This window comes from Hyphomicrobium sp. 802 (assembly GCF_000526135.1).
In the GTDB taxonomy this organism is placed as follows: domain Bacteria; phylum Pseudomonadota; class Alphaproteobacteria; order Rhizobiales; family Hyphomicrobiaceae; genus Hyphomicrobium_B.
Genome location: NZ_JAFM01000001.1, coordinates 556779 through 575000 on the forward strand (window position 1 = coordinate 556779; position 18222 = coordinate 575000).

The 18222-nt window shown below is 58.8% G+C and carries 16 protein-coding genes; 4 read left to right on the top strand and 12 right to left on the bottom strand.

Annotated elements, in window-relative coordinates:
- The first annotated feature begins 39 nt into the window (after positions 1-39).
- Positions 40-2631, top strand: coding sequence for an ATP-dependent chaperone ClpB (clpB, locus tag HYP802_RS0102820; protein WP_013950510.1), 2592 nt, complete (start codon positions 40-42; stop codon positions 2629-2631).
- A gap of 126 nt (positions 2632-2757) precedes the next feature.
- Here the strand turns inward: clpB and HYP802_RS0102825 are convergent, their stop codons facing one another.
- Complete coding sequence (locus HYP802_RS0102825; protein WP_013950511.1) at positions 2758-3585, bottom strand: oxidoreductase; 828 nt, start codon at positions 3583-3585, stop codon at positions 2758-2760.
- A 106-nt stretch (positions 3586-3691) separates the two neighbouring features.
- On the opposite strand from HYP802_RS0102825, the gene HYP802_RS0102830 reads away from it, so the two are divergent.
- Positions 3692-4264, top strand: coding sequence for a TetR/AcrR family transcriptional regulator (locus tag HYP802_RS0102830; protein ID WP_013950512.1), 573 nt, complete (start codon positions 3692-3694; stop codon positions 4262-4264).
- A gap of 891 nt (positions 4265-5155) precedes the next feature.
- On the opposite strand, the gene HYP802_RS23135 is transcribed toward HYP802_RS0102830, so the two are convergent.
- The 6 genes from HYP802_RS23135 to HYP802_RS0102865 form a co-directional block, all read right to left on the bottom strand.
- A complete protein-coding gene (locus tag HYP802_RS23135) occupies positions 5156-5503 on the bottom strand; it encodes a DUF1289 domain-containing protein (protein ID WP_013950514.1) in 348 nt (115 codons plus the stop codon).
- Positions 5504-5824: 321 nt separating this feature from the next.
- Positions 5825-6205, bottom strand: coding sequence for a nuclear transport factor 2 family protein (locus HYP802_RS0102840; RefSeq protein ID WP_024275098.1), 381 nt, complete (start codon positions 6203-6205; stop codon positions 5825-5827).
- 736 nt (positions 6206-6941) lie between these two features.
- Positions 6942-7172, bottom strand: a complete 231-nt coding sequence (locus HYP802_RS0102850; protein WP_013950518.1) for a hypothetical protein — start codon at positions 7170-7172, stop codon at positions 6942-6944.
- Positions 7173-7328: 156 nt separating this feature from the next.
- Positions 7329-8339: a glycoside hydrolase family 5 protein gene (locus tag HYP802_RS0102855; RefSeq protein WP_013950519.1), complete on the bottom strand. Its 1011-nt coding sequence runs from the start codon at positions 8337-8339 to the stop codon at positions 7329-7331.
- The gene (locus HYP802_RS0102860) at positions 8336-9430 is read right to left on the bottom strand and encodes an acyltransferase (RefSeq protein WP_013950520.1); all 1095 of its coding nucleotides are present in this window, start codon (positions 9428-9430) and stop codon (positions 8336-8338) included. The genes HYP802_RS0102855 and HYP802_RS0102860 overlap by 4 nt, the downstream gene beginning before the upstream one ends.
- 316 nt (positions 9431-9746) lie before the next feature.
- Positions 9747-10454 (bottom strand): hypothetical protein, encoded by a 708-nt coding sequence (locus HYP802_RS0102865; RefSeq protein WP_013950521.1) that lies wholly within the window; start codon positions 10452-10454, stop codon positions 9747-9749.
- 272 nt (positions 10455-10726) lie between these two features.
- On the opposite strand from HYP802_RS0102865, the gene HYP802_RS0102870 reads away from it, so the two are divergent.
- On the top strand, positions 10727-11803 hold the full coding sequence (locus HYP802_RS0102870; RefSeq protein ID WP_157135485.1) for an OmpA family protein: 1077 nt from the start codon (positions 10727-10729) through the stop codon (positions 11801-11803).
- A 70-nt stretch (positions 11804-11873) separates the two neighbouring features.
- Here the strand turns inward: HYP802_RS0102870 and HYP802_RS0102875 are convergent, their stop codons facing one another.
- Both HYP802_RS0102875 and HYP802_RS0102880 read right to left on the bottom strand, forming a co-directional pair.
- Positions 11874-12596: a DUF2092 domain-containing protein gene (locus HYP802_RS0102875; protein WP_157135486.1), complete on the bottom strand. Its 723-nt coding sequence runs from the start codon at positions 12594-12596 to the stop codon at positions 11874-11876.
- A gap of 181 nt (positions 12597-12777) precedes the next feature.
- Positions 12778-13176 carry a cupin domain-containing protein gene (locus tag HYP802_RS0102880; RefSeq protein WP_013950524.1) on the bottom strand — a complete coding sequence of 133 codons (399 nt, stop codon included), beginning with the start codon at positions 13174-13176 and terminating at the stop codon, positions 12778-12780.
- Between the two features lie 270 nt (positions 13177-13446).
- Between HYP802_RS0102880 and HYP802_RS0102885 the strand changes: the two genes are divergently transcribed.
- On the top strand, positions 13447-13887 hold the full coding sequence (locus HYP802_RS0102885; RefSeq protein ID WP_013950525.1) for a c-type cytochrome: 441 nt from the start codon (positions 13447-13449) through the stop codon (positions 13885-13887).
- A gap of 44 nt (positions 13888-13931) precedes the next feature.
- Here the strand turns inward: HYP802_RS0102885 and HYP802_RS0102890 are convergent, their stop codons facing one another.
- The 3 genes from HYP802_RS0102890 to HYP802_RS0102900 form a co-directional block, all read right to left on the bottom strand.
- On the bottom strand, positions 13932-14183 hold the full coding sequence (locus tag HYP802_RS0102890) for a hypothetical protein (protein ID WP_013950526.1): 252 nt from the start codon (positions 14181-14183) through the stop codon (positions 13932-13934).
- 178 nt (positions 14184-14361) lie between these two features.
- Complete coding sequence (locus HYP802_RS0102895; RefSeq protein WP_013950527.1) at positions 14362-15201, bottom strand: alpha/beta hydrolase; 840 nt, start codon at positions 15199-15201, stop codon at positions 14362-14364.
- A gap of 341 nt (positions 15202-15542) precedes the next feature.
- Entirely contained in the window at positions 15543-17543 is a 2001-nt protein-coding gene (locus HYP802_RS0102900; protein ID WP_013950528.1) for a M23 family metallopeptidase, read from the bottom strand.
- Positions 17544-18222 lie beyond the last annotated feature (679 nt).

Sequence of the window (18222 nt, forward strand, 5' to 3'; positions counted from 1 at the left end):
GGCCTTAAGGACGGTGAGGAATGTGCTGGAGGACGCGACATGAACTTCGAACGCTACACGGACCGCGCCAAGGGCTTTATCCAATCGGCTCAATCGCTGGCACTCCGCGAAAACAATCAACAGGTCACCCCCGAACATCTTCTGAAAATTCTGCTCGATGACCCGGAGGGTCTAGCCAGCGGACTGATCCAGAAGGCGAGCGGGGATTCGCGCGCCGCATTGCGCGCGGTCGAGGCGAACCTTGCCAAGAAGCCAAAGGTCACCGGCGGCTCGGGACAGGTTTACGTCTCGTCGGAACTCGCACGCGTGTTCGACGCCGTCGAGAAACTTGCCGACAAGGCGAGCGACAAGTTCGTCACCGCCGAGCGGCTGCTTTTGGCGCTGGCGCTCGACACCGCGACGGACGCGGGCAAGATCCTGCGCGACGCCGGTGTGACGCCCGACAAGATCAACGCCGCCATCAACGACATCCGCAAGGGCCGCACGGCCGACAGCGCCAACGCCGAGCAGGCGTATGACGCTCTGAAGCGCTATGCCCGCGACCTCACCGAAGCGGCAGGCTCCGGCAAGCTCGATCCGGTTATCGGCCGCGACGAAGAGATCCGCCGCACCATCCAGGTGCTGTCGCGGCGCACGAAGAACAATCCCGTGCTGATCGGCGAACCGGGCGTCGGCAAGACGGCGATCGCGGAAGGCCTCGCGCTGCGCATCGTCAAGGGCGACGTGCCGGAAAGCCTGAAGCATAAGAAGCTGCTGTCGCTCGATATGGGCGCCTTGATCGCGGGCGCGAAGTATCGCGGCGAGTTCGAGGAACGCTTGAAAGCCGTGCTGTCCGAGGTCGAGGCCGAGGGCGACATCATTCTGTTTATTGACGAGCTGCATACCATCGTCGGCGCCGGCAAGACCGAAGGGTCGATGGATGCGGGCAACCTGTTGAAGCCTGCGCTCGCGCGCGGCGAGCTTCACTGCGTTGGTGCGACCACGCTGGATGAATACCGCAAGCACATCGAAAAGGACGCCGCGCTCGCCCGCCGCTTCCAGCCGATATTCGTAACCGAACCGACGGTGGAAGATACGATCTCGATCCTGCGCGGCTTGAAAGAGAAGTATGAGCTGCATCACGGCGTGCGCATCACCGACAGCGCGCTCGTCTCGGCGGCGACGCTTTCGAACCGCTACATCACCGACCGCTTTCTGCCCGACAAGGCGATCGACCTTGTCGACGAGGCGGCGTCGCGTCTGCGCATGCAAGTCGATTCCAAGCCGGAAGAGCTCGACGCCATCGACCGCGATCTCATGCAGATGATGATCGAGCGCGAAGCGTTGAAAAAGGAAACCGACTCGGCATCGAAGGATCGTCTCGCGCGGCTTGAGAAATCCATCGCCGATCTGCAGGAAAAATCCGAGGCGATGACGGCGCGCTGGCAGGCCGAGAAGCAAAAGCTCGGCTCGGCGCAGAAGCTGAAGGAAGAGCTTGAGAGCCTGCGCAACGCGCTCGAACAGGCGCAGCGCAAGGGCGATCTGGCACGCGCGGGCGAGCTTCGCTACGGCAAGATCCCCGAGCTTGAGAAGAAGCTCGCCGACGTCGAATCCCAAGAGCGTAAGGGCGCGCTGGTCGAGGAAGCCGTCACGCCGGATCAGATCGCGGCCGTCGTGTCGCGCTGGACGGGCGTTCCGGTCGACAAGATGCTCGAGGGCGAACGCGACAAGCTTCTGAAGATGGAAGATGCGCTGGGCAAGCGCGTCATCGGTCAGAAGGAAGCGGTCATCGCCGTTTCGACAGCTGTGCGTCGTGCGCGCGCCGGGCTTCAGGACCCGAACCGGCCGATCGGCTCGTTCATGTTCTTAGGACCGACCGGCGTCGGCAAGACCGAGCTGACGAAGGCGCTCGCGGGCTATCTCTTCGACGACGACACGGCGCTCGTGCGCATCGACATGTCGGAGTTCATGGAGAAGCACTCGGTCGCCCGTCTCATCGGCGCGCCTCCGGGTTATGTCGGCTACGAGGAAGGCGGCGTGCTGACGGAAGCGGTGCGGCGGCGTCCGTATCAGATCATCCTGTTCGATGAGATCGAGAAGGCGCATCCGGATGTCTTCAACGTGTTGCTTCAGGTTTTGGACGACGGTCGCCTGACCGACGGCCAGGGCCGCACGGTCGACTTCAAGAACACGTTGATCGTGCTGACGTCGAACATCGGCGCGCAGTACCTCGTCGAGCAGAAGGAAGGCGAGGAAACGGAAGCCGTGCGCGACGAAGTCATGGCTGAAGTTCGCGCTCGCTTCCGGCCCGAATTCCTCAACCGTCTCGACGACATCATCCTGTTCCACCGCTTGCAGCGCGCGGACATGACGAAGATCGTCGATATCCAGATCGGGCGTCTGCAGAAGCTCTTGGCGGATCGCAAGATCACGATCGAGCTTGATGAGCAGGCGAAGACGTGGCTCGCAAACCGCGGCTACGATCCGGCGTATGGCGCGCGGCCTTTGAAGCGTGTCATCCAGCGCAACGTGCAGGACCCGCTCGCCGAGCAGATCCTTGCGGGCGGCGTGAAGGACGGCGATACGGTGACGGTGTCGGTGCGCGACGGTGCTCTGACGATCAACGGCTGGCCGATCAAAGCCGCGGCTTGATTAAATGCGCTCCCGGCCGGCCGGCTCTACGAAGCAGGGTCGGGAGCGCGCATTAAAATTTACTCGGGCGACTGGGTTTGGGCTTCGCGATTCAACGTTTGTGCGGGGATGTCGCTGCCGTCGGCATTATGCCGACGCGCGCTTGATCAAAGCGTCGAACATCCTGTCGCTGAGCCAGCGGCGCATGAACAGGATCGGCTTGGCGCCAAAACCGACTGCATAGCGCGTCCGAGGCTTGGTCGCTGTCGCAGCCTGAACGATGGCTTTTGCAATCACCGAAGGCGGCGATAGCCGGTTGCCCTGATACGTCTTGAGCATGCCGTCGGCGGTCTTATTGGCATCGCTGGCGTAGGCGCCGCTGCCAGATGTCTCGCGCAAATGATTGGCGGCAATAATGCCCCAGTCGGTCTTAATGCCACCGGGCTCGATCACGATGACATCGATACCAAAACGCTGGACTTCGAGGCGCAGGCAATCCGAAAGGCCCTCGACCGCAAATTTCGTTGCGTGGTACCAGCCGCCGAACGGCGTATGGATTTTACCGCCTATCGACGAGATACTAATGATCCGACCAAAGTTGTGGGCACGCATCAGTGGAAGCACTGCTTGCGTCAGGCGTGCGAGGCCGAACACATTAACCTCGAACTGGGACCTTGCTTCGCTAAGCGGCACGTTCTCGATGGCTCCGTAGGAGCCGTAGCCGGCGTTGTTGATCAGAACGTCGATCCGGCCTTCCCGATCTGCTATCGTTTTGACGCAATCCAGAATCGATTTTTCGTCGGTTACATCGAGCGAAATGATGTGAATGCCGTCATTTTCCAGCTCTCGCATCCGGTCAACACGCCGTGCCGCGCCGTAGACGGTGAACCCGGACGACCTCAGGCTACGCGCAGCTTCCATGCCAATGCCAGATGAAGCACCTGTAACGAGCGCAACTTTCAACTTTGACGACATTACCAGTTGCTCCTGATTGGAGAGGGATGCACTACCACTTGACGCCGAAGCGACGATGTAATCGACTGTTTACAAGTCTCCAAACAACAAGTCAACGGGTGTTTACTTGAGCAGCAAATCCAAGCGCCCTCGCGATGCCTCAGCCACGCGCGAGGCTATACTGGCGGCCGCACAGCGTGTGTTCACCGAAAAAGGATTCGACGGCGCGGGTCTGCGCGAAATCGCCACCGAAGCAGGTGTCAACGCCGCGCTCGTCAACCGCTACTTTACATCGAAAGAGGGTTTGTTTGCCGAGGCGGTGATACCCTACATGAATCTCGACAGCCTGCTCGAGGGAGATTGCGCGACGTTCGGCAAGCGTGCTGCGACATACTTTTGTACGAAAAGCTATGACGGGCAGCACTTCGATCCGACGCTCGCTTTTTTGCGTTCGATGGGAAGCCCGGACGTCGCGCCTTTATTACGCGTCGCAGCCGATACGGCCGTCATCGCGAAGATCGCGCGTTGGTTGGGAGGGCGCAACTCGAAGCAGCGTGCTGCGCTCATTGCCGCTCAGCTTATCGGTCTCGATCTGATGCGGCGCGTGCTTCAAACTGAGGCCCTAAGTCAAGCACACCAGGCCAAGGCGATCCTTTACGCGACGAACTCACTGCAGGCGTTGGTCGACGACGAAATCTGAATAATTCCGGATCGAATGGCCGTGATGATGCGGACCTGAAGTAGATAACAAAACTTATCCGCGCTCTCGAAACCTCCCGCATACTTCCTCGCATCTTCTCACGAAGGACAAAGGGCATGAGCTCGTGCCGCGAGACGTGAGTGGGGAGGGCTTTGATGCGCACATTCTTCGTTGCATGATGAGACTTGTGGAGATTGTCGACGCTTCGCTGCAGTCGCCAAAAGCTGAAGCTAACGTGGTCAGCGCGGTGTCGCGATTTATATGACGTGCTCGCCTTAGTCACAAAATTGTATGACGCTCTCATAGGAATTTCGAACGCGTCACGCGGTCGGTTACTCACAGATTTGTATGGTTGAAAGCGGCCGCTAAGCCGAGCAACGTGAATCATACAAAGCTGTAACCGGCCGAGTGAAATCGAGCTGCGCTTTTCACTTCGCGCATAAGAGAAAACTAACCGCGGCGAAATATGTTGAGTCTGTTCCTGCCAAGCGAATGTTTGAAGCGTGCTTTGCCGGGCGGTGCTCAATCTCGCGACAACATATTTTCGAGGAAGCAAAAATCGTGAACATCACTTCAGTCAACTCAACGGCCGCAAACTCTCTACAAAAAACATCTCCGGCGCAGTCTAAAAATACACGCGCCGCAGACGGCGACTACCTGACGAAGGGGCCAGACCGTTCAAGCGTCAAAGACGCTGACGGAGATTATAAGCCGTCCACTACTGCTAGTCGTGCGTCTAGCTCTGTGCAGCAGGCGTTGACCGATCTCGCAACGCGCGGCTGATTCAGCGTTTAATCTGAAATAAGAAGAAGCAGCCGACGTATGTTCAAGACGGCTGCTTCGCCACGCTCGGCTAGGAACTTAGGTCTTTGTCTGGTGTCATCCTCGGCTTTATGCCGAGGATCTATCTTGCTGCTCCGACCGCTGATCGATGGATACTCGGGACAAGCCCGAGGATGACATTCCGTCGTTCAGATCATTGGAGGGCGGCGATGGGAGCCGGTCGAGCGGACACGCGATGCCTTTCTTTGTGCAGCGGCGACGATAGGCGCGTTCCCAATTGGTCTTGAGACCGATCTCGATCTGTCTCAGGCGCAAAGCTTCTATGAACGCGAGCTTCGCCTTTCGACCGTCGAGACGCTTGAATTTCTTTCTCTGCTTCTTGGTCATGCCGCAGCCGATGCAATGTCCGGCGTGCTTGAATTTGCAAACATCGATGCAGGGAGAGAGAGCTTTCATATCGGTCGACGTTGGATCGCTTTCGGCGGCATCGCGCGCCGCCCAGAATTAAGGCGCGGGGAAACTATCATGACATGTAGTTTTTGTTCGGCGACTTTCAAACCTATCCTCTTGTGCGCGAGAAAGAGCCTGCCGCTGCTGTAGTGGTCGCGTCGGATAAATTCCTTCAGCATCTCGCATGTTTTTGGCTAGGCTGGATCCCGGCCTGCGCCGGGATGGCGGATTAGAGAGTGCGGTTTTAACGGCGATAGAAATCGCTGCCGCGCGGAGAAATCGGTAAGCCGCGGGTCTCTGCCTGCGCGCGACAAGCACACAACCTACCTAAACTTCCATCCTCTCCACCCACTTCGCACGGCCGGGCCAGGGCGGGAAGGGATCACCGAAGTATTGCGTCTCGCGGAAGACTTTTCCGTCTCTGAATTCCATGATGCTGACGACGTAGGACGGCTTGCCGTCATAGCTGATGACGTACTCGGTCGTCCAAAGATCGCCGTGCCCGATCACACGCCGTATGGTGAAGTGCTTGTTGGGCAGCAGTCCGCGTGTCGTGCGGATGGCGAGGCGCCCTCGGATTCGCTCGCCGGACTGTGGGTATTCCAGCACGACGTCATCGTGATAGATCTCGTCCTCGGCGTCGTCATCACCAGCCTCGGACGCGGCCCAGTGCCGGTCGAGCGCAGTTCGGATTTCTGGATCGCCCATTTCGCTCTCCTGATTGTTCGGTAGTTTCAGCCTTTAACCTCACTCTACATCTCCGCAAAAAATTTATCCCCGTTCTCGAAACCTCCCGCATACTCCCTCGCATCTTCTCACGAAGGACAAAGGGCATGAGCTCGTGCCGCGAGACGTGAGTGGGAAGAGCATGCGGGGTCGCGCGGAGAAATCGGTAAGCCGCGGGTTCTCTGTCTGCCGCGCGACAAGCACGATCGGGTGCTCGGCGCGGTGAAACGCTTCTTGCATAAAAGGATGCGGGGCGGATGGCGGGTTCGACGACTCAGGGATCGCTCAGGAGCGATCCGCACTCATACGAGAGGCTCCGGACATATGGGCCGGGGACGAGGCGGAGAGTTGGCATGCGCGGGGCGGCAATGGTCCGCATCCCTAATACAAAAATCAAATGAGCGAGGCCGTGCCGTCCCGCCTCTTTGTTGATTGGCGCAACCGACTCCACTTCGTGGAGCCGGCCGGTTGCGCTTTGTTTGATCGTCCACGGCGACTCCGCTGCGCGGAGCCGGCCGCCGTGGACGTTTGCTGTTTCGTCGTTCCAGGTTGGCCTCCGCATCTGCTTTACAGAACCGGCCGGAGGCGCTTTTGAGTTTGCGATCGGCGACTCGCGTTCCGCGAGTCGGCCGCCGATCGCGTTGGACAAAAATTTCGGACGCGATGCGCAAGGCATCACGTCCGGATGGTGAAGTTCTTAATCCGAACTGGTCGCAGATTAACGTCTTACGCAGACCATGCGGCCGTTGGGCATACGAACGGCGCGATAGCCCGTGTGTCTGACACACCATCCCTGGTTTTGGCCGCCCCAGATGCAGCGGCCGGTGACGCTGCTGCGATGGCGGTTCGGGCCGCAGCCACCAAGGGCAGCAGCGGGCGTGGCGGCATATGACAGATCGATGGCGATAAGTGCAGCAAGACCGAGTAGAGGCGCGAAAAGCTTCATCATGGCAAAGTCTCCGTTGGGACGTGCGATATTGATTATTTTGCGCACGTCATCGCCAGTTTCCCGCCGTTATCCTGAACTCGGGATTAATGCCGTTCAGTCGAATTGAGGCGAGTTGAGACGGGAATGTCCGCCAACGATGCAGCCAGAGAAACGGATCTACTTGTTCCCCTGCACGAGAACATCAAGCTGAGGGCGGTCGGTTCCGTTCTTGGGTTCGACGGAATACATGTAATCGCCCCACCAGGGGCCAGCCGCCCAATACGTCCATCCGATCCAGACGTCCCGGTTGTCGGACATATACTTGATCAGCGCGGCGCCCTCGCGAAGAGCAGGTTCGGCGGACGAAAAACCGAATTCGCCAAGAAAGCCGTGCGCGTGATTCTGACGGGCCCATTCGGTGAAGGCCTTGAGCCGTTCGCTTCCCGATCCGGGGACGGCGTCCGGCGACGTGCCGGAACTGTTGGAGTCGAGATATTGATGAACGTCATAGGCGAAGTTGTTCTCCGGATCGACGACTCCGGTCATGACGCGCGCGTTAGGGGTCGTGGTCCACGAATGCGCGCCGGTCCAGTAGGAGCCCGGCACCAGCAGCAGTTGCTTGGCGCCGGCTTGGCGGATGGCGGCAATCGCGGTGTTCGCGGCCGGAAGCCACTCCTCCGCCGTCTGCTCGTGCGGCTCGTTCATGAGATTGAAAATGACGTTGGGCTTGTCTTTGAGCCGCTTCGCCGTCTCAGCCCATGCCGCAACGAACTCCTGCGTTGCGGCCGCGTCGCGTCCGATGAGGCCGGATTGCGTTCGGCCGAACTGATGAAAGTCGACGATGATCACTGCGTCGACGCTGGCGGCCTTGTCGATCAACGCGACGAATTGCTTCCAGTCTGCCGTCGGCGTCGGGTCCGGAACGCCGCCTTCGAATTGGAACAGTCTCTGCATCAACACCGGCAGGCGGAAATAGCGAAAGCCCTTGGCGCGGAAGTATTCGATCTCTTTGATCGTCGGGAAAACGTAGTCGAAATTGATCCGGCTCTTCTTTGCGTTGAGTTCGGCGCCCGACAGATTGACGCCAGTCATCCACGCCGCTTTGCTGTCCGCAATTGCAGGCGAGGCCGAGAGGCAGGCGATCACGACCAGCGCGGTGCGCCAGACTTTTTGAATCTGAAATTTCATAAGACGGTATCTCTCGCGACAGGAAAAAGCCGAATGGACTTCAGCGCCATGGCCGGCTTCTCGATGAAGTGCCATGACAGCGACGCCGGCACGAGGGTGAGCAGAAACGCGACGAGCGCTTGCGCCAGCGGATGCCAGCCAGGAAGGAGCTGGATGGTGATTTGCTGGATGGGATAGGCGTAAATGTAAATTCCGTACGAATAGTCCGGAAGCACATCCAGCCTTGTCAGCACGCGTGCCGGGCGGAAGGCAACCCACAATGTGAGCAGCGAAATCGCAGCGGCCGCAAAGATCGTGTTTGTCGGCGTGTGCGCCAAAGCTGCCGCAAGCGCCATTGCGACTGCCACCCAAGGCAGTTTGGGCCCGCTTCGTTTGGTGGCCTGAAACCACCCGCCGATTGCAAACGGAATGAACAGGGTGAGGAAATTGGTCGCCTGCACCGGGATCGTGTGACCGAGCGCGGTTGGCACTCCGTAGCCAAGAGCACACGCGAAGCCGGTGGATATGATCGCTCCCGCGAAAATTATGCCGGTTCGATAAGATAGAACGAAGAGCATGAAAACGAGGAAGTAGCTCGCAACCTCATATCGCAGCGTCCACAGCGAACCGTTTGCATATGTGACGGCGTGATTCTGGAATGCTCCGGGAAGCGAATATTCAGTCGAGAGCAATGTGCCCGAACCGAAGATGTAGCGAAGCGTCTGTCGGTCAGTGATGAATTGGCTGAAACTCAGCGTGGAGAACGCGGAGATGACGAGCGCCGTCACCAGCGTGCAGATAATCAGACCCGGAAAGATCCGCAAAAAACGTGCTTGCCAGAATTCTAGTGCGGACCGCCGTTGCGCAGACGCGCTGATCAGATAGCCGCTTATCGTGAAGAACATCACGACTGCAGACCATCCGAGGTCCAGGCCTGTGAGGTGCGTGTAGACGCCCTGAAGATCACGCAGCCCATATGAGTGAGCCAGGATGACGGATGTTGCGGCGAGCCAGCGCAACGCTTGAAAGTTGTTTGCGTGGCGAACGGGACGCGATGTCGAGGGTGCGTCCCCTCTCGCATCAGATTGCTCGTTGGGAAGGGCTTTTTTCAAATCCGAAACAACCCCCGCTGTTAAATTGCTCGCAGAGCAGCCGCACGAAATTTGCAGCTCGATGTCTAATGAGCCATCGCGCGTTCAAGAGCCGGCGTTTCGCGCGGCGTGCGCATCGCATTCGGATTAGACAGGCATTAGACAGCGATGCGAATGCGGCGATTCATCTCCCGTGCGTGTGGGGGTGCATGTGATCGCTGCATTCGTTTCGATGTGAAACAAGTTTTGATAAAACGCGGCAAAGTCTCACGTCGAACAGAAGAGAGGAAATGTGATGCTTTGCTCGCATTGCTCTCTCTGAGCTGTTCCAAGTTGGTCAGGGTTTTGCGATTGGTTGCGGGAAGTCGAGCACCTCCTCGGTGTAGGTTTCGACAACTTGGCTGATCGGTCGGCCATCGGGAAGCGTCAGTACGGCCACGTGCTGAAGCACATGGTGTGGAACAACGAGCGGAACTCCGTCGTGCGGCTTCGTTAGGGTGCCGGCTATCTCCCAATTGTGCGGCAAGGGTGACCAGAGAAGCTTCGCGGAGAGTGTGTGCCGTCGAAACTTGAGCGACTGTGCAGCGCGACCGAATGCGATGTCGCTCGTCTCGAGCATATGATTGATCTCCGGAGTAAGGCGGCTTGGCACGTACCAGTTGTCCGCTTCGGAAAGCACATGGCCTCCGCAACTCAGGCGGACTTGGCGATATCGGATCGGCTCTGATGGACTGATGCCAAGGATTTGGCGTTGTTCGGCGGAGAGGGGTTTGTCGGCGCCATGGACGAACTCGGCGATAATACGCGCCGGGGGTGATGCAAGCCTGTGATCTTCGCACCAACGGTCCAGAGTGAGCGTGGCGCTATCGTGGCTCAGAAGTTCGGAATTGAGTGTTTCGAGCAACGCCAAAGCCTCGAGGCGTGTGGTTACCCCGTCCGTCCAGACGAAGTTCTTGCTGTCGTCGGCGATGGCGATATGAGAGGACAAAAGAGTAGTGACGGTGAAGAATGATGAGAGGGCAACGGAACGTATTTGGGGTTTCATCAATCTTTCCTCGTTGGAGCCATAGGTCCTAGTCTTGGATGGGCAAACGCACCGAGACTGTCGGAAGTCCTGCCAACTTCGGTGGATGCGCCACGTTTGTTACTAGGGCTCGGCCAAAGCGGCGAGCGCAGGATTGCCGCGCAATGTCGTCAGATCCTTGCAAAGGCCCTAATAGAGTATGAAAATGCGCGCTTTCGCGTTGTGAGAGGCCTGCAATGCGCCGATGGGTTTTATTGATCGTTTTTCTGTGTTTGTCCGCGGGAGCTTTCGCCTTGGCGCAAGTTTTCCATTTCCGGCTGCCTGTTGACGAGGTTTTCGAGGCTCACAAACCGGCTCCCGAGGCGGCGGCACCTGCTTCGGTCGCCAATGCTCCGGCGGCTGGATCAAAGGCCGAGGCCGATACCGGCTCGTCAGCTTCGCGGCAGGCTGGCAACGAATCGGACAGAAAAGAGAAGAGCAGCGAAGGATCGACCGGCGACGGCGTGAAGCTCGATCTTGCCGAGGTCTCGACGTCGGGTGCGACTTCGGTTTTTGCGGGGCGTGCCGCTCCGGGTAGCTCCGTCACGGTGTTTGAAGGCGATGTCGCGGTGGCGACAGCCAAGGCGAATGACAATGGCGACTGGTCGCTTGCAACGGATCACAAGTTTGCTGGCCCCGATCCGAAGTTCAGCTTGCGGAGCGGCACATTCAAGATCGCAAGCGAAACGTCGGCCGAGGATAACAGCTCTCACGCCAAACCGGCGGCGGCGCTGCCCTCTCAGACAGCGGTGAGCGATGCAGCTCAGCGTGGGACGTCACCGTCGGTCGCTCTGCTGAAGAATTTCGAGAACGTCGTCGCATCGGCGCGCGAGGAGGCTGCAGCGCAGGCGCAGACTGGAAGCGCGGTGACGGCAACGGCGACCGCGCCTCCTCCGGCATCGCAGAACAGCGGCGCCGTGCCGGAGGTTCAAGCATTGGTGTCGACGCCGCCCGAGGTTGCAAGTTCCGAGCATCCTCAGTCGGCGACGATACCCGTTCCGATGACCTTCATTTTCGACGAAGCGACGCTGACGTCCGACGGCGAGAAGACGGCAAAACTTCTGCTCGATTATGTGCAGCTGAAGAAGTTCAAATCCATTTCGCTCACTGGTCACGCGGATGAGCGCGGGACGGCCGAATACAACATGGATCTGTCACGCAAGCGGCTCGATACGGTCGCTGCGTTCTTGCGCAACGGCGGCTACGACGGGGAGCTGAAACTGATCCCAGAGGGCGCGACGCAACCATTCACGGGCATCGACCGCTCGAAGTTTTCGCGCGATGACCTGATGCAGCTCGACCGGCGGGTCGAATTGCGCAACGCCATGTGAGTACGAGAGTAGGAAGTGAAATTTGCAGGGCGGCCGGCGACGCGCAGCGCCGGCCGCTGATTTGCAGTCGTTACGGCGAGACCATGTTGAGATCGCCGACATCAACCTTGGTGCTGCCGGCCTGAGCCGTGAATGTGAAGGTGTCCGGCGAAATCTTCGGAGCGGCGTTCCAGTGGAACACGTTCGTTTGCGCCGGGCCGTCGACACTGTGATAGACGAGCTTGCAGAAGAGCGGCTTGTCGCCTTGCTCCATCCAGACCTGCCAGGTGTCGTCTCCGGATGCTCCGGTGACCGTAAACTTGTCGCAAGACTTGCCGTCGACGGACTCGTTGCCGGCGGCCTTGATCGTCGTGCCGTCGTTGCCGCTGACCGCGTCATGCACGACGCCCATGAAATTCAGGACTTGAGAGTCGATGCCGAGCTCGCCGGCGAAGAAGCCGAACGCCGCTGAAAGCGAGCCCGGAGCGGCGTTCTGCGAATATTTCTTCTGTTGGGGATCGTAGATCGTCAGCACGGTGCCGTCTGAAATGACGACGTAGGTGTTGGCGTTGAGCGAGATGTCGGCGCGCAATGCGGTCGGCTGACGAAGGATAAAATGGCCAGTGCCGTGATAAAGCTCGTTGCCGTCTGAGGTGGCGTTGAATTTCGTCTCGAAATCCATGGGATTGTTTTGCAGGTAATCGTCAAGCTTTTTGAACGCTGCCTGCGCAGCGTCGCTCGTTTGTCCCTCTGCAACGCCGGTGGCGGCGAGCATCAACGCTAGAAATGGGTAGGCAAAAAATCGAAACGACATCTGCGTGTCTCCAAGGTTGCGCGTCTGATTTCCCCCGTCGCCTGTCAGTTTAGAATGCGGCGATGATCTCCCCATGGGTGGTCTCATCCCAGCGTTAATTTTGGGTGCCAATTTTCCGTGTTCGTCAATTCAATTGTCGAAAGTAAATGCCGTTTCTGCGGAAATATTTAAAAAGGGCAATTCAACCGGGGGGATATTGATCGTCGCCGACCTGTTCAAGCCAATCGACGGTTTTACCGTCCACTGACTCTTGAATGGCGATGTGCACCATGCTGCTGGTGGCTGTGGCGCCGTGCCAGTGCTTCTCACCTGGCGGGAACCAGACGACGTCGCCGGGATGAATGTCTTCGGGTGGTTCGCCGTCGCGCTGCACCCAGCCGCGACCTGCGGTGACGATAAGTGTCTGTCCCAGCGGATGCGTGTGCCACGCTGTTCGGGCGCCCGGTGAGAACGTGACGATGGCGCATGCAACACGAGCGGGCGCCGTCGCCTGCACAAGCGGTTCGATGTGGACGTCGCCGGTGAAGTACTCTGAGGAACCGCGATTGTTCGGTCGCGAGCCGTTTCGCCGGATGTCCATCGGATCCAATTTCCTCAATGTCGAAGTCGGGGGGCTTAATTGCGCTGTGTCCCTAGGGGGGATGACGTGCGGTGATGATCTAAACGATATTTCATGATTTGTGGAACTCGTGCGAATTGGGAACCGGAATTTTCATTCATATCTATTTTGAATGTCGTCTGTCGCTTGGGCGTTGTCGAACGCCGATGGTCTTCGCATTACGCTGTGGGCTGTCCAATTTGTAAGGCGGCAAGCCGGAACCGAAACTTTCAAGGACGAGTTTTTACGGACATGAAAAAAATTCCGCTTCTCCCCCGCTCGCTTCACTCCGCCATCGTTCTTTCGGCTTTAGCCTTGGGTATCGGTCTGGTCGGCACAACAGCGTCGGTCGTCGCTCATGCCGACGATGACGATCCCGAACTTGCTTTCAACGGACATTGTCGCGAATGTCACGCCTTCGATAAGGGCGACAATCGTATCGGTCCCACACTCTATGGTGTCGTCGGCCGCAAGGCCGGCACCGTTCCAGGTTTTGATTATTCGGAATCTCTCAAAGACTCGGGCATCACTTGGAACGAGCAAAATCTCGACCAGTGGATTGCCAATCCGAATGCGGTCGTTCCCGGCAACAATATGGGCGCAATCTTCAGCGGCTTGCCCGACAAGAAACAACGCGCGCTGATCATTAAGTTTTTGGCGAGCGACACCAAGAAAAAGACGGGCGGCAATTAAGCCGCCCATCTTTTTTCTCGGATTTGTTCGAGAGGATTATTCGACTAGTTGCGCGCGCGGTCCCGGCGGTAGCGCGCGCGATGGCGATAGCAGCGTTTCGCGCCGATCTTGCAGGCGATCTTTGGGCCCGCAGTGTAGCCGATGACGCCGCCTGCCACGAGGCCGACCGGTCCGAAAACGACGGCACCGGCAAGACCGCCAAGTGCGGCGTCCGTTACGCGTTCATGGGCGCTGGCGGCAACCGGCGCGACGATGATGCCGGCGGCAAGGACAAGACATCCTGCAAACGTCTTCATGATCTGCTCCCTCGTTGTCGTCCCCCGCGGACGGTATTGATTCTTAATCTATAGCATCATTTGCGATTCGGGCTTTGATCGCGCGCTACGTAACGAGAATCCGGAACGTGCACAAATGGTTCCGCATGAATGCAGCGATCGACAACGCTCTGTTGCCGATCGCTGACAATGCTTGTGCTCAGCTCTTCACGAACGCGAGCAGATCCGGATTGATGACGTCGGCGTGGGTGGTCAGCATACCGTGCGGAAAGCCCGGATAGACCTTGAGCGTGTTGTTCTTCAGCAGCTTTGCCTGCAGGAGGCTAGCATCGGCGTATGGGACAACCTGATCATCGTCGCCTTGAAGGATGAGTGTGGGGACGGTGATCGCTTTCAGATCTTCAGTCTGATCGGTTTCAGAAAACGCCTTGATGCCTTCATAGTGAGCCTTGGCGCTGCCCATCATGCCCTGGCGCCACCAGTTCTCGATCACGGCTTGCGAGATTTTCGCGCCGCTGCGGTTAAAGCCGTAGAAGGGGCCTGACGCCACATCGAGAAAAAATTGTGCGCGGTTGGCAGCGAGCGCGGAGCGGAATCCATCAAAGACTTCGATCGGCGTTCCGCCGGGGTTGGCGTCCGTTTTGACCATCAGTGGCGGAACGGCACTGACGAGAACAGCTTTGGCGACACGGCCCTGCGGCTCACCGTACTTCGCGACGTAACGGGCAACCTCGCCGCCGCCGGTCGAATGGCCGATATGGACGGCGTTTCTCAGGTCGAGGTGTTCAGTGACGGCTGCAGCGTCGGCAGCATAGTGGTCCATGTCATGACCTTCGCTGACCTGCGACGAGCGGCCGTGGCCGCGGCGGTCGTGAGCGATGACGCGATAGCCTTTCGATAAGAAGAACAGCATCTGCGCGTCCCAGTCATCGGCGGATAGTGGCCAGCCATGATGGAACACGATGGGCTGAGCGTCTTTCGGGCCCCAATCTTTGAAGTAAATGGTTACACCGTCCTTGGTGGCGACTGTCTCTGACATGGCGTGATCCTCTCGCTGGGAAAAGGGAAGGGCGAGCTGAGACCTGGAGGAATTTCGGCATCCCGGCAAGCGGCGGAAGCGACATGAAAGTGCGAATGAGAAAATACGCCGGGAATTCGATGCCGAAACGCGAATTTCCATCGTGCGATCTCATGTCATCGCGTCTTTAACCGAGCGCTCTGCCCCACGATGGCATACGGCTTTCATTTTCCCGGCAGGCGTGTCCATGCGTTCGACACGTCGATACGCGAGAATTTCGATAGAGTTTGATTGGACGCGCGGCGGACTCTGGCAAGTCAGCTTCGCTCGCCTGCGCGAGCGATCTGTGGTTTCGCAAGGCGCTATTTGTTGGCCGTCATGACGGGGGCGCGGCGCATCAGTTCTTCGACGCGGGCGCGCTCTTTCTGGAATTCGGCGAGATCCTTGCCTTCGAGCTTGCGCTCGCGCGGCACCTGGATCGACATCGGATCGACGAAGCGATTGTTGACGAGCACCTCGAAGTGCACGTGGGCGCCGGTCGACAGGCCCGTCGAGCCGACGAAGCCAATGACTTGGCCTTGCCGGACTTTGTCGCCGACATGGAATTTTCCGAACCGGCTCATATGTGCGTAAGCCGTCTGGTAGCCGTTGGCGTGACGGATGCGGATGTAATTGCCGTAGTAGCCTTTGCGTCCTTCCTCTTCGATCGTGCCGTTACCGGCGGCGATGATGGGGGTGCCGATGGCGCAGGCCCAGTCGACACCGGTGTGCATCTTCCGCGTGTTCAGCAGCGGATGGAAACGGATGCCGAAACCGGACGTGAGGCGCACGTCTTCACCTCGGACGGGCTTGCGGATGAGGAATTTTTTCGAGTCGTTGCCGGTGTCGTCGTAGTAATCGACCACGCCATCTGACGAACGGAAGCGATAGAATTTATAGACCGTCCCGCCACTCGACAGCGCCGTATAGAGCAACTCGCCCGGCGGACCGTCAGGCGATTGATCGTCTTTCATGTCGAAAAACATCTCGAGCGTGTCGCCCGGACGGACGCGGCGGCGGAAGTCGGTATCGAAGGCGTTGACGCTCAAGATCTTCTGAATGGTCGCCGGCGGAATATTCTGCATGAGCGCCGCATTGTAGACGGCGGCGTAGAGCGTCGCGCTCTGTGGATCATCGTCGCCGTTGGCCGCGTGCTGGAGTTCTTCGTCGAAGGGCGGTTTCGACGAGCCGACGAATTCGCCGGCGGCGCTGCGGCTGACGGTTACGAGATGATCGTGGCCGTCGGAGAAGACCGAATAGCGCGCCGGTTCCATCTTATTGGGATCGGAGAGCGAAGGAACGAGCGTGATGCGGACTTCCTGACCAGGAACCAATGCATTTTCGGAGAAAATGCTGTGTCCGGCCTCGATCATGCTGTGAACGTCCCATTCGGGCGCGCCAGCCTTGGCGAGAATTTTGGCCAAGGTGTCCTTGGGACCGACAGTGACGACGATGACTTTGCCGCCTTCGAAGTCGTCGGTCGGCTCGTCGGGGGCCTCCGCCGATTTGTAGATGTCGGTCGTGTTCAGGTTGTCCGTCGTCGAGGCTTTCGGCTGCCAGCCGGCGTCGCTGTCTGACGGCGGGCTAGCCCCACCGCCGTCGAGCGGGGCGCCGGAGCCGTCACCAGTGTAGCCGGCGGTGTCGCCTGTCGCGCTACGCTCGACGATATCCTGCACTTCCTGCGTATCGAGCTCTTGGCCGTCTTCTTGCGGCAGGATCCCGCCGAGCAGCTCGACGACTTTCGAAGAGACGTCGGACTTCGATAGTCCGCTGCCGGCGCTTTCGTCGGCGTCGGGCTCGGATGGCTGACTGCTGCCGTAGAGCTTGAAAGGATTGAAGGGCGGGATGCTGTCCCGTTGTTCGGCGGGAACCGGAGCAAGGCGCGCAACGATGCGGGCATAAGGCTTCTGGCGAACGTACTCGCGACTGTCGCGACGGCTCTTGGAGGACTCGTGGATGATGTAGCGGGTCGAGAGGGCCCCGGTCGTCAGCTGCAGGCGGTCCGACTTGGGCATGACCCACTTCAGTCCGTCGGCATTTTTCGGCGTCATGGCGACCTGCGGAACGAGCGCGCCTTCGCCGATGCTTTTCAGGGTCGGCAGCAGCCCGTCGTTCAGATGATCGCTGTCGGAGGAGCCGTAAACTACGATGAGAATGGCAATGGCGCCGATGGCGGCGGCCAAGCACGTGCTCAAGATCCAGCGGAAGCGGCCGCCTGCTCTCGGCTCGGAATTCGTCTCGGCTTCATAGATCTGCTGAAAAAAGCTGCCACCGCGCCCGCCATAGGCGTTTGTCGGGAAGAGAGTGATCTCTTCCTCGGTCACAATAGTAGTGACCTCCTTGGTGGCCGGAGCCTTTTTTCGACTTTGAAGCACGTGCAGCAGCCCCCCACAGCCCTGCAAAGCGATCTCTAACGGCGTTCAAGGCGGCAAAGCTTGCCGCCATTCGGCGTCCGGCGCATCCGAAAACGCGCGTCGCGGCCGAGTTGAACGTCAAAAAGAACGGTGTGACCGGGTCACGGGACGATTTTCGCGGTTCCGGGACACGGTAAACGACGTTGATTGAGGTTCTAAAACAATCGGGGCGGGGTCAAGGCAGGGGGCAGAAAGGCCCCCTGAGAGTTATCCACAGGCCTGACGGAAGGTCGCCTTTCTATATCTTATTGATTTTATTGTGTTTTATTTCTGACGCGGAATCGAGGCATAATTCGCGAACTTTTTTTGAAATGGCCGTTGACACCCGGACCGGGATGTTGTTTAAACAGCCTCGTTGGCGGGCCACACGGCCTCGCCGCCCTCGCAGGGCATTCAACTCTCGAAACTCTGAGGTTCCCAGCCGGGACTAACCGGTAGGAACCTAGTCGTCTCGAAAAAATCTGGCGGTTTGCCGCCGGACGGGTTGGTGTTCTCGAAATTCGACTTTTGCTCTTTGACAATTGAATTTGAAGGAAGGGAAACGCAGACGGCGGGGTCCTGGCGGACTTTCGGTCGAAAGACTGATCGT

What these genes read in the sequence shown, in the direction of transcription:
- clpB (WP_013950510.1), top strand. Translation starts at nt 40, where the DNA reads ATGAACTTCGAACGCTACACGGACCGCGCCAAGGGCTTTATCCAATCG.
- HYP802_RS0102825 (WP_013950511.1), bottom strand. Translation starts at nt 3,585, where the DNA reads ATGTCGTCAAAGTTGAAAGTTGCGCTCGTTACAGGTGCTTCATCTGGC.
- HYP802_RS23135 (WP_013950514.1), bottom strand. Translation starts at nt 5,503, where the DNA reads ATGAAAGCTCTCTCTCCCTGCATCGATGTTTGCAAATTCAAGCACGCC.
- HYP802_RS0102840 (WP_024275098.1), bottom strand. Translation starts at nt 6,205, where the DNA reads ATGGGCGATCCAGAAATCCGAACTGCGCTCGACCGGCACTGGGCCGCG.
- HYP802_RS0102850 (WP_013950518.1), bottom strand. Translation starts at nt 7,172, where the DNA reads ATGATGAAGCTTTTCGCGCCTCTACTCGGTCTTGCTGCACTTATCGCC.
- HYP802_RS0102855 (WP_013950519.1), bottom strand. Translation starts at nt 8,339, where the DNA reads ATGAAATTTCAGATTCAAAAAGTCTGGCGCACCGCGCTGGTCGTGATC.
- HYP802_RS0102865 (WP_013950521.1), bottom strand. Translation starts at nt 10,454, where the DNA reads ATGAAACCCCAAATACGTTCCGTTGCCCTCTCATCATTCTTCACCGTC.
- HYP802_RS0102875 (WP_157135486.1), bottom strand. Translation starts at nt 12,596, where the DNA reads ATGTCGTTTCGATTTTTTGCCTACCCATTTCTAGCGTTGATGCTCGCC.
- HYP802_RS0102880 (WP_013950524.1), bottom strand. Translation starts at nt 13,176, where the DNA reads ATGGACATCCGGCGAAACGGCTCGCGACCGAACAATCGCGGTTCCTCA.
- HYP802_RS0102885 (WP_013950525.1), top strand. Translation starts at nt 13,447, where the DNA reads ATGAAAAAAATTCCGCTTCTCCCCCGCTCGCTTCACTCCGCCATCGTT.
- HYP802_RS0102890 (WP_013950526.1), bottom strand. Translation starts at nt 14,183, where the DNA reads ATGAAGACGTTTGCAGGATGTCTTGTCCTTGCCGCCGGCATCATCGTC.
- HYP802_RS0102895 (WP_013950527.1), bottom strand. Translation starts at nt 15,201, where the DNA reads ATGTCAGAGACAGTCGCCACCAAGGACGGTGTAACCATTTACTTCAAA.